The organism is Pseudomonas sp. PA-5-4B, from assembly GCF_021606215.1.
GTDB classification, from domain to species: Bacteria; Pseudomonadota; Gammaproteobacteria; order Pseudomonadales; family Pseudomonadaceae; genus Aquipseudomonas; species Aquipseudomonas edaphica.
Map to the genome: position 1 here is coordinate 75446 of NZ_WKDB01000025.1, position 13278 is coordinate 88723.

Here is a 13278-nt window from a genome sequence, read left to right on the forward strand (position 1 = left end):
ACCAATACAATTTACCAACAGAACTGAACACCCCCTGCCGCTACGTTGGTGCTCGAACGCTTCATTCAATATCAACCGATCAGTGACATCGTGCATTGGCGCGCCGACCAACGCGCCCATCGCATGAATACCGCAGTATCCGTATTTAACCGGGGAACGACCATCAAGCCTCTTAACCGATCGCATGCCTTTCGATCGCTATGCGCACTCTCGTTAGTGTCAATGGCGCTTGCAGGATGCTCAACAGCCCCCCTGCCGGTATTGAAACCGTCTACACCGGAGCAATGGCGCAACGTCCAACCTTCTCTTGCGCCGCCCCAACCCGATCTGAACCAATGGTGGCATGCATTCAACGACCCCCAGCTCAATGCGTTGGTGGATCGTGCACTGCAAAACAACCTGAACGTCGCCGTAGCGGTGGAGCGCTTGCGCGCCATCCGGATTATGAGCCAGCACGCGCAGTCCCCTTACCTGCCCTCGCTGAGTATAAAAACCAAGGATGCCGTCAGCCCTGATACCAGTACTTCTTATTTCCTGATCGGCTTCGATTCGGTCTGGGAGTTGCCATTGTTTGGCATGCAACAAAGTGCCGAGCGCCTCGCCCAAGGGAACCAGGCATTGGCGGATAACAACCTGCGCACCCTACAAGTTTCGTTGGTGGCTGAAGTCAGCCGGCGCTGGATCGAATTGCGAGCAGCCCAACAAACGGAGCAGACTCTTGCAACCCTGCGCGAAGTTGGCCATGGAAAACTGGCACGGCTGCGCACCCGGGAACAGCTCGCACTGGCCTCCTGCGCAGACGTTGCCGCTGCACAGGCTGAACTGACCCTCGCTGAAATGGCGCTGACGCGTGTGCACCAGCGGACAAACCGCAGCGCGCAGCAGTTGGCGTTATTGTTGGGCCAGAGCGCGCCCGACCCTCTTTGGCTGCAACCGGGGCGGCTACCGACGCTCGGTGACTGGCAGCTCAATAGCGTTCCCACAGACCTGTTGCGCACCCGCCCGGAAATTGCCGGCGCCGAAGCCTCGGTGATTATCGCCGCCGGTGAGCTGGGCATGAGCCAGGCCGATATTTACCCGCACATCAGCTTCGGCACCTCACTGCAGTGGTCGCTCAATATCGCCAGCAACCGCAACAATACCCCCAATGGCAACAGCATCTTCTCGGCGGGCCCCGGCATCAGTATTCCCTTGTTCGACTGGGGCCTGCGCGTGGCGGCTGCGAAAGCCAAGGACCACCATCTGCAGGCCGCCGTCCTCGGGTATCGCCAAGCGGTGCTGGAGGGGGTTGCCGAAGTCGAAAACGCCTTGGGTGACCTGGAGCAATTACGTGCACGCGAACAATTGTCCCGCCAGGCCTATGCCGCCAGGCAAACCCAGCTTGGCGCACTGCAACAACGGGCAGCGTTGAAGCTCTTGAGTCCATTGGACCTGGTAGAAGCGCAGGTTCAGACACTGCATGCGCAGCAACAAGTCGACCGGGCCGGCGCCGAGCGTGCCATTGCCTACGTCGCACTCTACAAGGCACTCGGCGGCGCACCGTTGCCCAGCGCTGCACCTCAGACAGCCACACGCCATAAGGAGACTGACTGATGGTTGCGCTTGCACGCCTGACGCTGATCCATGAATGGCGGCGCTTCCTGCCAGCGATTATTGCAGTGGGCTTCGCAGGGCTGCTGCAACTGCTTCAGACCGCGTTGGTACTGGGTATCTTCAGCAGCGCCAGTGTGTACGTCACCGGCTCGCGCGCCGACCTTTGGGTGGGCTACCCCGGCACCCAAAGCGTCAACCTGGGTCGACCGATCGATGCCGGTGTAGAGATGCGTATACGCATGGACCCCGATGTCCTCAGGGTCGAGCCCTACCGCTGGGTGGATGCTGACTGGCGGGGTACCCGGGACACAGGTGGAGTCTCGGTATTTGTTTCTGGTATCGACGCAGACCCACAAGGTTTGATGTTCGCCCGCTTACTGCCCGGCTCGTTGCGGGCGCGCCTGAATGAACCGGGAGCGGTCATCGTTGACCGCGCCGACCTCGACAGCCTGGGCCTTGATCCTGGAAACGCGGCCACTATCAACGGCCACCGGGTGCATGTAGTCGGCGTCATCAGCGGATTACGCGCACTGGGTGGGGTTAACGTGATTGCATCGTTAGCCACGGCCCGCCAGCTGGATACGAGCGCCGATACAGATCGCATAACCTACTGGGTGGCCAAGGTCCGAGACCCCAGTCAGGCGGACGCGGTTGCAGCACGCATCGACGGCAGCCCGGCATTCGGCAAATACGCGGTGTGGACCGCAGCGCAGTTCAGCTACCGCTCGCAGATGCATTGGATGTTCGACACCGGGGCCGGCGCGGGTGTGTTGTTTTTGGCAGTGATCGTGTTCCTGGTAGGGGCGGTGATTACCAGCCAGACCCTGGTGGCGGCCGTGATTGGATCGATCCGCGAATACGCAACCCTTAACGCCCTCGGCGTCGGCGTCACGTCTCTGCGCAAAGTCGTGATGGAACAAGCGTTCTGGGTGGGCGCCCTGGGCTTGCTGGGCAGCACTGGGCTGACCGGTCTGTTCTTCGCCCTGGCGCATTACTACAACGTTCCGATGACTCTTTCCCCCGTCGCAGCCCTGGCCTGCCTGCTCTTGAACATGACCCTGGCCCTGGTTTCCGGCCTGGCCGCGATGCACTCATTGCGTCATGCCGACCCAGCAAGCCTTTTGAGATAGAACCCACGATGACCACATCCTTCACCCTGCATGCCACTGGCATCGGCAAGGCATTTGTATCAGGCCAGGTTATGACCCCTGTACTGCACGACATCACCCTGGCAATAAGGCCCGCGGAACTGACCCTGATCGCGGGGCCATCCGGTTGCGGAAAAAGCACGCTGCTGGCGATTCTCAGCGGCTTGCAGCAACCCGACCAAGGCCGTGTGGAGGCCCTCGGGCAAAGCCTGGGAACGCTTGCCCCACGGGCGCTGGAGCATTTTCGGCTGCATCACACGGGCTTCATATTCCAAGGCTTCAATCTGTTCCCGGCGCTGACGGCCTTGCAACAGGTCGAGTTGCCCCTGAGTTACCTCGGGCTCACTTCGCAGGAAGTGCGCAGGCGCGCGACTCAGGCTCTGGAAGATGTAGGCCTCGGTTCGCGCATGGCCTTGCGCCCGGCCGCGCTGTCCGGGGGAGAAAAACAACGGGTGGCTATCGCCCGCGCCGTGGCGAAGGCGCCCGAGTTGCTGTTCGCAGACGAACCCACCAGCGCCCTGGACGCGGCCAACGGCCAGATCGTGATCGATATCTTGCACCGTATCGCCCGTGAACGCGGCACTACGGTGCTGTGCGTCAGCCACGACCCGCGTTTGATCAGCCACACCGACCGTGTATTGGCCATTGAAGACGGCCGCATCATCAGCGACTCCCACCATCACCTGCGGCCCGCCAGCCCTGCCGCCCCCCAGGAACACTGCGTATGAATGTCCGCTCCCTCTCCCCTTGGCTGACCCTGTTCAGTGCCTGTTTGCTCCTGAACGGCTGTTCACGGGAGGATACGCCGGCTCAAGCCACGGCCTCGTCGCCGACTTACCTGGCAGTGGCTCGCGGCCGCGTCGATGTCGAGGGTGGCCTGCTCAACCTGCAGTTTGCCCGCGATGGCGTGGTGGCCGAGATCAAAGTCAAAGAAGGTGATTCTGTAAAAAAAGGCCAACTGCTCGCCTCCCTGGACAGCGAACAGGCGCGCCTGGCCGTAAGTGCCGCGCTTGCCGACCAACAACAGGCTCAAGTGCACGCCAGGCACCTGCAAAGACAGTTCAACTTTGCCGACCAGAAAGCCACGCGCCTGTCAAAGGCGGCCGCGGCTGGAGCCGCAGATGGCCAGAGTGCCGATGATGCGCGCGAGGCCGCCGAGCAACTGCGCGACGCTATTGAAAAAAACCAAGGACACCTCGAAGCCGCCACAAGAACACTCACCGGTGCGCGCTACGAACTGACCCAGCGCAACCTCTATGCACCGGCGGATGCCGAAGTCGTGCGGCGCCTGACCCAACCTGGCGCTACCGTTTCATCGGAGTCAGGGCCTGCCTTCGTGTTGCTGCCGAACGAGGTACGCATCGTGCGAGCCGAGCTCAACGAGTCGTTTATTGCGCAGGTCCACGCCGGTATGAAAGCCGAAATATCGACCGAAAACGGCAACGACCAACCGTCGCTGTCCGGTCATGTGGTGCGTATCAGCTCCGTGCTGGGTAACAGCACGCTTGAAGGCGACCCACAGGCACGAGCCAATATGCGTACCGTGGAATGCATAGTAGCGTTCGAACAACCTGCACCTGCGTCACTGCGTGTGGGCCAGCGCATGCTGGTACGGTTCGGGGCACCTTAAAGCCTTTGGCGGCTGCCCGCGACCGCCGGCAACCGCCTACTCGCCATACGCCCACGTCATCCGAAACGACGCCCCGCCCCACTCCGAGTCCAGCACTTCAACCTGCCCGCCATGCCACTGGCTGACGCGTTTGACCAACGCCAGGCCCAAGCCAAAGCCGCCGGTGCGGCGATCGCGGCTGGCATCCAGGCGCAGGAAGGGTTCGAAGATTTTGGAACGGCCCTCCATCGGCACACCTGGGCCATCATCATTGACCCGCACTTCGTAACCATTGCCGAACTTGACCAGCGACACTTCTACACGGCGCTCGGCATAACGAATGGCATTGCGCAGCAGGTTGATCACTGCGCGCGCCATAAAGCGCGGCTCGATCTGGATAAAGTCGACGTCACAGGTGCGCAACGAGAGCTGCACACCCGCGGCTTCAGCTTCCAGGGCCACACTGCCGATCACACTATCGAGCCAGCTATGCGCTTCGATATTTTCCCGGGTGACCTGTGTGGCGCCGCGCTCCAGGCTGGCATAGGTCAACAACTCAGACACCATTTCTTCCAGTTCGCCAAGGTCGGCGTACATATCGGCGATCAATTCGCGGCTCTGGCGTGGGTCGGCCTGTTGCTTGAGTTGGTCCAGCTCAAACGACAAGCGCGCAATCGGTGTGCGCAACTCATGGGACACCGCGTTGGTCAGTTCACGCTGGTTGGCGATCAGGCTTTCGATACGCTCGGCCATCTGGTTGAAGTGCCCGGCCAGCTCACGCACGGTGGAACGGCGCGGCAGCAGGATGCGCGAGCCGAGGTCGTTATCGCCAAAACGCTGCGCGGCCAGGCGGATATGCTCCAGATCGCGCCAATGCGGGCGTACCCAAAAATACAGGACGATGGCCAGGCTCACACCCAGGAAGCCATAGGCCCACAGGTACAACCATTTGGGCTCTTCCGGCAGCTTGATCTGCAACAATTGCGGGCCGCCATCAATGGTGGTCAGGAACTCCATGAAGTCGCCGCGCACCACCAGTTGGCCGCCCGCCAACAGTTGCTGTTCGCGGTCATTGAGCGCCAGCGTGTCGCGCGGCACCAGCTTGAGGCGCAAACCATAATGGGGTTGCAGCTCAGCCAGGCGCGCATCGCGGGCCGCCCCCTGCACCGGGCGCAGTTGCTCGACCAGGCCATAGGCCGGCCCGCGCAAGGCTTCACGGTTATAAACCTCGTTGGCCTCGGGCAATAACTCATCGAAGGTGTAGTTGACCAGCCAGATTGCCCCGGCCAACCCCAGCGCCAGGATCACATACAGGCGCAGAAACAGGCGCAGCATCTAAACCTCCCACGCAAACGGATTGAACAGATATCCCTTGCCCCAGATGGTCTTGATGCACACCGGTTCGCGCGGGTTGTCATTGAGCTTGCTGCGCAATTTGCTGATGTATACGTCGACACTGCGGTTCAGGCCGTCGAAGGCAATACCGCGCATGCGGTTGAGAATGTCGTCGCGCGAAAGGATAGTCCCAGAGTGACTGGCCAGCAGCCACAGCAACTCAAACTCCATGGTGGTGAGGTCGATGGCCTCACCGCCCAGGCTGACGCCCCGGCAACTGCGATCAATCGACAAGCGGCCGAACTCCAGCGCACCGCGCACCGTGGGCTCCGGCACCTGGCGGCGCTGCAGCGCGCGCAGGCGGGCGAGCAATACCGGCGGCTTGATCGGTTTGATCACGTAGTCATCGGCGCCCGACTCCAGGCCCAGGATGTGGTCCAGGTCGTCTTCCTTGGCGGTGAGGATGACGATGGGCGTGTCGGACACGCTGCGAATTCCCCGGCACACGTGCAGCCCGCTCTGGCCCGGCAGCATCAGGTCGAGCACCACAATTTTCGGCTTGAAGTCGAGAAAGGCCGCCAGGGCCTCATCGCCCCGGTGCACCACGCGCACCTCGAAACCGTGTTGCGACAGGAAGTGCGCGATCAGCCCTGCCAGCTTTTCATCGTCCTCAACGAGCAGGACCTTGCCCAGACCCAGGTTTTCCATAAGTTCTCAGTGTGGATGCGCGGATTGAAGTTGGAGCATTATAGGTGGCAAGCTGGCCGACTTAAGCAACTGGCCATTACCGCCCGACGAAGCTTCATGCTTTTAAGAGTTTTTAACAAATAGCCTGCAATCTTTTACGCCACTAACAGGAGTTATATGCGCAAGGACTACCTGGCTTTTTTTATCTCGCTGTTCCTGTCGCGGCTGGCGGACCAGATTCTGTTATTTATCGTGCCGCTGATCGTATTCCAAACCACCAACAGTGTGTCGTGGGCTGGCTTGGCGTTTTTCGTCGAGTCACTGCCGCGTTACCTGGCGTTCCCGGTGTGCGGCGCATTGTGCGACAAGTTTTCGCCGGTGCGCATCCTGCATATCAGCCAGGTTTACCGCGCATTGGCGTGCGTGCTGGCGGTGGCGTTGTATGGCGTGTTCGACGGCATCTATTGGCTGGTGATCCTGTCGGCGCTGTGCGGCGTGTTGACGACCCAGGGCATCATGGCCCGCGAAGTGGTGATGCCGCATATCTTCAAGCATTACACCTATGCCAAGACCTTGTCCTACTCACAGATCGCCGACCAGAGCGGCCTGGTGCTGGGGCCACTGGTGGCGGCGCTGATGCTGGAGGTGTGGGCGTGGCCGTGGGTGGTGGCGGGCATTGCCGGGCTGTTTGTGCTGGCGGACCTGGCGATGTTGGTGTGGCAGCGCAACACCACGGTCAGTCTGGAGAGCTTTGAGCAACATCAGGATATCTGGCTGCAACCGCTGCGCATTGCCTTCGGGCATATCCGCAAACTGGCGGAACTGAAGCGGGTCATTGCCCTGGCGGTGGGCGTCAACCTGATCATCGGAGTCACGCTGGCGACGTCTGCGGCCATGGTCACTGGCCTGTTCGACGCCGGCAAAGATGCCTATGCGTTGTTGCAGGCTGCGGGCGCGGTGGTGACCATCGTTATTCTGTTTTACCTGGCGCGTTCCAGCCTGCCGTTGAAGCTGCTCGGCGGGCTGTCTTATTCAATGATCGCGGCGGGGGCACTGGTCATGGCCGTCAGCACTAACCTGTGGGCTTACACCCTGGGATTTTTACTGATCACCGGCTTCGACAAGATGTTCAACGTGTACATGCGCAGCACCCGCCAGCGGGTGATTCCGGTGCAGGACTTCGGCAAGACAGTCGGCGTGATTACGTTGCTCAACAACCTGGCGCAGCCGCTGGCGGGTCTGTTGATTGCCGTGCTGGCGGCGCCGTTGGGCACGCAAACGGTGATCCTGTTGTTGGCCGGGATCACCGCGCTGATCGGCGTGGCCGTCGCCTCAGGCTGGCACGCCACTGTGAAAGCGGAACTCGATGTCGGGTGACTCAATCAGTTCCTGCTCGGCGGCGCGCACCCGTTCTATCACCTGGGCGATGTCCTTGGCGTCGCCGTACTGGTAGGCAAGCTTCAGGTAACCCTGGAAGTGCCGGGCCTCGCTTTTGAGCAAACCGAAGTAGAACTTGCCGAGTTCTTCGTCCAAATGCGGCACCAGGGCTTCGAAACGCTCGCAACTGCGCGCCTCGATAAAGGCGCCGACCACCAGCGTGTCCACCAGCTTGACCGGCTCGTGGCTGCGCACAACCTTGCGCAAACCCGAGGCATAACGGCCGGCATGCAGTTGGCGCAGCTCGATCTTGCGCTTTTTGATCAGGCGCATGACCTGTTCGTGGTGCACCAGCTCTTCACGGGCCAGGCGCGACATCATGCTGATCAGGTCCACGTGGGCGTGGTACTTGGCGATCAGGCTGAGGGCGGTGCTCGCGGCTTTGAATTCGCAGTTCTTGTGGTCGATCAGCAGGGTGTGCTGATCGGCCAACGCGGCCTGGACCCAGGCGTCGGGGGTGCGGCAGCCGAGGAATTCGTGGATTTCGGGCAGGTTCATCGGGCTCACGGGCAAAAGGATCACAAAAGGCCGGCGATTATACCGACCCCGCCGCAGACCACCAGCTACTGGCCTTGATGTGCATCAACATGACGTCTGGCGGGCAGCAACTATAGTTGTTCCAGGCCCACCCTTTGGAGACCCCGACCATGCAAGCCATCCGCAGCATCCTGGTGGTTATCGAACCCGAGCATTCCGAAAGCCTGGCCCTCAAGCGCGCCAAGCTGATTGCCGGGGTCACCGGCGCGCACCTGCATTTGCTGGTGTGCGACAAAAAGCACGAGCATTCGGCGCTGCTCAGCCTGCTCAAGTCCGGCCTGCAGGAGGACGGCTACAGCGTGACCACCGAGCAGGCGTGGAATGACAGCCTGCATGAAACCATCATCGACGTGCAGCAGGCCGAAGGCTGTGGCCTGGTGATCAAGCAGCACTTCCCGGACAGCCCATTGAAAAAGGCCCTGCTGACGCCAGCAGACTGGAAACTGCTGCGCTACTGCCCTACGCCGGTGCTGCTGGTAAAAACCTCGACGCCCTGGGCCGGCAAGGTGGTGCTGGCGGCCATTGATGTGGGCAACACCGACAGCGAACACCAGGCACTGCACAACGCTATCGTCGACCATGGGTTCGATATTGCAAGCCTGGCCAAGGCCCAGTTGCATGTGATCAGCGCTCACCCGTCCCCCATGTTGTCAGCAGCAGACCCGACCTTCCAGCTCAAGGAAACTATCGAGGCGCGCTATCGCGAGCAATGCAAGGCGTTCCAGGCCGAGTTTGATATCGACGACACCCACTTGCACATCAACGAAGGCCCGGCGGATGTGTTGATCCCCTATGCCGCGCACACACTGCAAGCGGCGGTGACCATTATCGGCACAGTGGCGCGCACCGGGATTTCCGGCGCATTGATCGGCAATACGGCGGAGGTGGTGCTGGATGCGGTGGAAGGTGATGTGCTGGTACTTAAGCCGCAGGCGTTGATGGATCACCTGGAGGAGTTGGCCACCAAGGCCTGACATAGCCTCTTCAAACTATGGAGATCAAAGGTGGGAGCTGGCTTGCCTGCGATAGCGACCTTTGAGTCAAAACACCTTTGGCTGATCTGCCGCCATCGCAGGCAAGCCAGCTCCCACATTGACCTGCGCGGTCAGTGTCCCAGTGCGTCTCTCAGGAACCCCGGCGCGATATAGCGTTGGTAATGCGCCTCGGATAAGATAAAGAACTCACGATCGATGGCATCGCGCAGTTCCGGGAGTGCCCACTCACGAAACTCCGGCAGCAACACCATGCCATAGGCTTCAAGGTTGGAAATCACCCGCGCGCCTCGGGCGATCAACTGATAGGCCCAGCAGTACTCGGACTGGTGCGGCACGAAGCGAATCTTGCGCAGCTCAAGCTGCCCGCGCAGCATCTTGGGGTCGAAGACTTCCAGTTTGCCGGCCATCACTTGCACCAACAGTTGCTCCAACCGCAGCCATACCGCACGTTTTTCTTCTTCGTTATAGCCATTCCACTGAATCACCTCATGGTGGAAGCGCTTGCAACCGCGGCAGACGAGATCGCCGTAAACCGTGGAGCACAGGCCGACGCAGGGGGTCTTGATGGCTTGGTTGGACATGGGCAATGCACACAAATCAGCGAAACAGTGCGCCATGTTAGCCCTTTGTCTAAGGTTGATCACCCAGCAAACTTGGCTAGATAACTTACCTTTAGATTTTTTTTGCCGTAGAATCATCCGGCCTTGTAAGGCGCCAATAATCCGCTGGAAGCTGTTTTCAAAGCGTCACGAGCACAGTCGTTCCTTCAGAACGGTGTTGGCGCAGGTTCGACCCGGTAGGTCAGAGCCCGCGCCAACCCTCATCAGCTCCGTTCTGCAGGCGTAAAACTTTGAAAGCAGCTTCTGTGAGGAATGCCGGCAGCGCTGGCTTTGCGGCCCAAAAAGCCCCCGAGCGCATGCGTGCCGTTCATTTCTGGATGAGCGTCCCGTGGGACCACTGATGAGGGTAATAACTGTGCTTGAAGCCTACCGCAAACATATCGAAGAGCGTGCAGCACTGGGTATCGTTCCCCAGCCGCTTAACGCCGAACAAACCGCAGGCCTGGTCGAGCTGCTGAAGAATCCTCCGGCTGGCGAAGAAGAATTTCTCGTTGACCTGATCACCAACCGCATTCCACCAGGCGTTGACGAGGCTGCCTACGTCAAGGCCGGTTTCCTGTCCGCCCTGGCCAAGGGCGAAGTCACTTCTCCCCTGATCGACAAGAAACGCGCGGTTGAACTGCTTGGCACCATGCAAGGCGGCTACAACATCGTGACGTTGGTCGAGCTGCTGGACGACGCCGAGCTGGCCCCTGTCGCGGCCGCCCAACTCAAGCACACCCTGCTGATGTTCGATGCGTTCCACGACGTGGCCGAAAAAGCCAAGAACGGCAACGAGCACGCCAAAGGCGTGATCCAGTCCTGGGCTGACGGCGAGTGGTTCCGCAACCGCCCAACCCTGGCCGACAAGATCAGCCTGCGCGTCTTCAAGGTCACCGGCGAAACCAACACCGACGACCTGTCCCCTGCCCCGGACGCCTGGTCCCGCCCTGACATCCCGCTGCACGCTCTGGCCATGCTGAAAATGGCGCGCGAAGGCATCGTGCCGGACGAGCAAGGCAAAACCGGTCCGATGAAGCAGATCGAAGAAATGCGCGGCCAAGGTTTCCCGATCGCCTACGTCGGCGACGTGGTGGGTACCGGTTCGTCGCGTAAATCGGCAACCAACTCGGTACTGTGGTTCTTCGGCGACGACGTACCTTACGTGCCGAACAAGCGCGCCGGCGGCTTCTGCTTCGGCAGCAAGATCGCTCCTATCTTCTACAACACCATGGAAGATGCTGGCGCACTGCCAATCGAATTCGACGTCACCAACATGAACATGGGCGACGTGATCGACCTGTACCCGCATGCTGGCAAAGTCTGCAAACACGGCACCGACGAAGTCCTGACCACCTTCGAAATGAAGACCCCGGTTCTGTTGGACGAAGTTCGCGCCGGCGGCCGTATCCCGCTGATCATCGGTCGCGGCCTGACCGACAAGGCGCGTGCTGAACTGGGCCTTGGCCCTACCGACCTGTTCAAACTGCCTGAAGCACCTGTCGACACCGGCAAAGGCTTCACCCTGGCACAGAAAATGGTCGGCAAGGCCTGCGGTCTGCCAGAAGGCAAAGGCGTTCGTCCTGGCACCTACTGCGAACCGAAGATGACCACCGTAGGTTCCCAGGACACCACCGGTCCAATGACCCGTGATGAACTCAAGGACCTGGCGTGCCTGGGCTTCTCGACCGATCTGGTAATGCAGTCCTTCTGCCACACCGCGGCCTACCCTAAGCCGATCGACGTGACCACCCACCACACCCTGCCTGACTTCATCATGACCCGTGGCGGTGTTTCGCTGCGTCCAGGCGACGGCATCATCCACAGCTGGCTGAACCGTATGCTGCTGCCGGATACCGTCGGTACCGGTGGTGACTCCCACACCCGTTTCCCGATGGGCATCTCGTTCCCGGCCGGTTCCGGTCTGGTCGCGTTCGCCGCAGCCACTGGCGTAATGCCACTGGACATGCCGGAATCGATCCTGGTGCGCTTCAAAGGCAAAATGAAACCTGGCATCACCCTGCGTGACCTGGTTCATGCCATTCCTTACTACGCGATCCAGGCTGGCCTGCTGACCGTAGAGAAGAAAGGCAAGAAGAACGCCTTCTCCGGCCGCATCCTGGAAATCGAAGGCCTGAACGACCTGACGCTGGAACAAGCCTTTGAGCTGTCCGACGCCTCGGCTGAACGTTCGGCTGCCGGTTGCACCATCAAGCTGTCCAAGGACTCCGTCACCGAGTACCTGAACTCCAACATCACCCTGCTGCGCTGGATGATCGGCGAAGGCTACGGCGATGCACGCACCCTGGAACGTCGCGCCCAAGCGATGGAAGCCTGGGTTGCCAACCCGGAGCTGATGGAAGCCGATGCCGACGCCGAATACGCCGAAATCATCGAGATCGACCTGGCCGAAATCAACGAGCCGATCCTCTGCGCACCGAACGACCCGGACGACGCCCGTCTGTTGTCCAGTGTTGCCGGCGAGAAGATCGACGAAGTGTTCATCGGTTCGTGCATGACCAACATCGGTCACTTCCGCGCTGCCGGTAAGCTGCTGGAGCAGGTCAAGGGTCAGCTGCCAACCCGTCTGTGGCTGTCGCCGCCGACCAAGATGGACGCTCACCAACTGACCGAAGAAGGCTACTACGGCATCTATGGCAAGGCTGGCGCGCGCATGGAAATGCCGGGCTGCTCGCTGTGCATGGGTAACCAGGCACGTGTAGAGCCGAACTCGACTGTCGTATCGACTTCGACCCGTAACTTCCCGAACCGTCTGGGTGATGGCGCGAACGTCTACCTGGCTTCGGCAGAACTGGCGGCAGTTGCCTCCACGCTGGGTCGCCTGCCGACCGTCGAAGAGTACATGGGTTACGCAGCGAAACTGGACACCATGGCCAGCGACGTTTACCGCTACCTGAACTTCGACCAGATCGCCGAGTTCCGCAAAATCGCAGCAAGCGCCAACATCCCGGTGATTCAAGCCTAAGATGTTGTGATTTAAAAAACGCCGCGCATCGCAAGATGCGCGGCTTTTTTTTATGCCTGGAATAGGATATTCGTCACACTGATAAACAATTGTGGGGGCTGGCTTGACTGCTGTGGCGGGCTTTTTGTGTTGTTTTGTGTACATATCCGTTGCTGCGGTAACGGCTACTTAGGGTTCCGCCCTTACGGCGGGTCACTTTTGTAAAGACACAAAAGTAACCAAAAAGTCTTCGCCCCACCACTCGGCACCTCGCTTAGGCTCGGTGTGCCAGAACGAAGGCTTGAATCCGTGGGCCGCCGCGATGGGCCATCCTTGGCCCAGCGCGGCTAACCCGGCGTCCTGCCGGGTTACC

At 60.4% G+C, this 13278-nt stretch carries 11 protein-coding genes; 7 read left to right on the forward strand and 4 right to left on the reverse strand.

Translation table 11 applies throughout. The features are described 5' to 3' along the window. Positions 1-48: 48 nt before the first annotated feature. The 4 genes from GIW28_RS14595 to GIW28_RS14610 are packed head-to-tail and all read left to right on the forward strand — an operon-like array spanning position 49 to position 4371. Entirely contained in the window at positions 49-1593 is a 1545-nt protein-coding gene (locus GIW28_RS14595; RefSeq protein WP_236447069.1) for a TolC family protein, read from the forward strand. Beyond that, entirely contained in the window at positions 1593-2723 is a 1131-nt protein-coding gene (locus GIW28_RS14600) for an ABC transporter permease (RefSeq protein WP_176992111.1), read from the forward strand. The genes GIW28_RS14595 and GIW28_RS14600 overlap by 1 nt, the downstream gene beginning before the upstream one ends. A gap of 8 nt (positions 2724-2731) precedes the next feature. Continuing rightward, positions 2732-3469 carry an ABC transporter ATP-binding protein gene (locus GIW28_RS14605; RefSeq protein WP_099549613.1) on the forward strand — a complete coding sequence of 246 codons (738 nt, stop codon included), beginning with the start codon at positions 2732-2734 and terminating at the stop codon, positions 3467-3469. Continuing rightward, a complete protein-coding gene (locus GIW28_RS14610; RefSeq protein WP_138450110.1) occupies positions 3466-4371 on the forward strand; it encodes an HlyD family secretion protein in 906 nt (301 codons plus the stop codon). The genes GIW28_RS14605 and GIW28_RS14610 overlap by 4 nt, the downstream gene beginning before the upstream one ends. A 36-nt stretch (positions 4372-4407) precedes the next feature. Here GIW28_RS14610 and GIW28_RS14615 read toward each other — a convergent pair whose 3' ends face one another. Both GIW28_RS14615 and GIW28_RS14620 read right to left on the reverse strand, forming a co-directional pair. Next, positions 4408-5685 (reverse strand): ATP-binding protein, encoded by a 1278-nt coding sequence (locus tag GIW28_RS14615; protein ID WP_017137490.1) that lies wholly within the window; start codon positions 5683-5685, stop codon positions 4408-4410. After that, positions 5686-6393 carry a winged helix-turn-helix domain-containing protein gene (locus GIW28_RS14620; RefSeq protein ID WP_017137491.1) on the reverse strand — a complete coding sequence of 236 codons (708 nt, stop codon included), beginning with the start codon at positions 6391-6393 and terminating at the stop codon, positions 5686-5688. A 156-nt stretch (positions 6394-6549) separates the two neighbouring features. Here GIW28_RS14620 and GIW28_RS14625 point away from each other — a divergent pair, with 156 nt between their 5' ends. Beyond that, on the forward strand, positions 6550-7749 hold the full coding sequence (locus GIW28_RS14625; RefSeq protein ID WP_177033250.1) for an MFS transporter: 1200 nt from the start codon (positions 6550-6552) through the stop codon (positions 7747-7749). Here GIW28_RS14625 and GIW28_RS14630 read toward each other — a convergent pair. Beyond that, positions 7705-8307, reverse strand: coding sequence for a tRNA-(ms[2]io[6]A)-hydroxylase (locus GIW28_RS14630; RefSeq protein WP_017137493.1), 603 nt, complete (start codon positions 8305-8307; stop codon positions 7705-7707). The two genes, GIW28_RS14625 and GIW28_RS14630, sit on opposite strands and share 45 nt — an antisense overlap. Before the next feature lie 149 nt (positions 8308-8456). On the opposite strand from GIW28_RS14630, the gene GIW28_RS14635 reads away from it, so the two are divergent. Beyond that, a complete protein-coding gene (locus GIW28_RS14635; protein ID WP_099549609.1) occupies positions 8457-9320 on the forward strand; it encodes a universal stress protein in 864 nt (287 codons plus the stop codon). Positions 9321-9451: 131 nt separating this feature from the next. Here the strand turns inward: GIW28_RS14635 and GIW28_RS14640 are convergent, their stop codons facing one another. Further along, on the reverse strand, positions 9452-9922 hold the full coding sequence (locus tag GIW28_RS14640; RefSeq protein ID WP_017137495.1) for a DUF1289 domain-containing protein: 471 nt from the start codon (positions 9920-9922) through the stop codon (positions 9452-9454). Positions 9923-10316: 394 nt separating this feature from the next. On the opposite strand from GIW28_RS14640, the gene acnB reads away from it, so the two are divergent. Continuing rightward, complete coding sequence (gene acnB, locus GIW28_RS14645) at positions 10317-12926, forward strand: bifunctional aconitate hydratase 2/2-methylisocitrate dehydratase (RefSeq protein ID WP_017137496.1); 2610 nt, start codon at positions 10317-10319, stop codon at positions 12924-12926. The last annotated feature ends 352 nt before the right edge of the window (positions 12927-13278 follow it).

Excerpts from the sequence above, each read along its gene's own strand:
- GIW28_RS14610 (WP_138450110.1), top strand. The coding sequence starts at position 3,466 with ATGAATGTCCGCTCCCTCTCCCCTTGGCTGACCCTGTTCAGTGCCTGT.
- GIW28_RS14615 (WP_017137490.1), bottom strand. The coding sequence starts at position 5,685 with ATGCTGCGCCTGTTTCTGCGCCTGTATGTGATCCTGGCGCTGGGGTTG.
- GIW28_RS14630 (WP_017137493.1), bottom strand. The coding sequence starts at position 8,307 with ATGAACCTGCCCGAAATCCACGAATTCCTCGGCTGCCGCACCCCCGAC.
- GIW28_RS14640 (WP_017137495.1), bottom strand. The coding sequence starts at position 9,922 with ATGTCCAACCAAGCCATCAAGACCCCCTGCGTCGGCCTGTGCTCCACG.
- GIW28_RS14600 (WP_176992111.1), top strand. The coding sequence starts at position 1,593 with ATGGTTGCGCTTGCACGCCTGACGCTGATCCATGAATGGCGGCGCTTC.
- GIW28_RS14625 (WP_177033250.1), top strand. The coding sequence starts at position 6,550 with ATGCGCAAGGACTACCTGGCTTTTTTTATCTCGCTGTTCCTGTCGCGG.
- GIW28_RS14635 (WP_099549609.1), top strand. The coding sequence starts at position 8,457 with ATGCAAGCCATCCGCAGCATCCTGGTGGTTATCGAACCCGAGCATTCC.
- GIW28_RS14605 (WP_099549613.1), top strand. The coding sequence starts at position 2,732 with ATGACCACATCCTTCACCCTGCATGCCACTGGCATCGGCAAGGCATTT.
- GIW28_RS14620 (WP_017137491.1), bottom strand. The coding sequence starts at position 6,393 with ATGGAAAACCTGGGTCTGGGCAAGGTCCTGCTCGTTGAGGACGATGAA.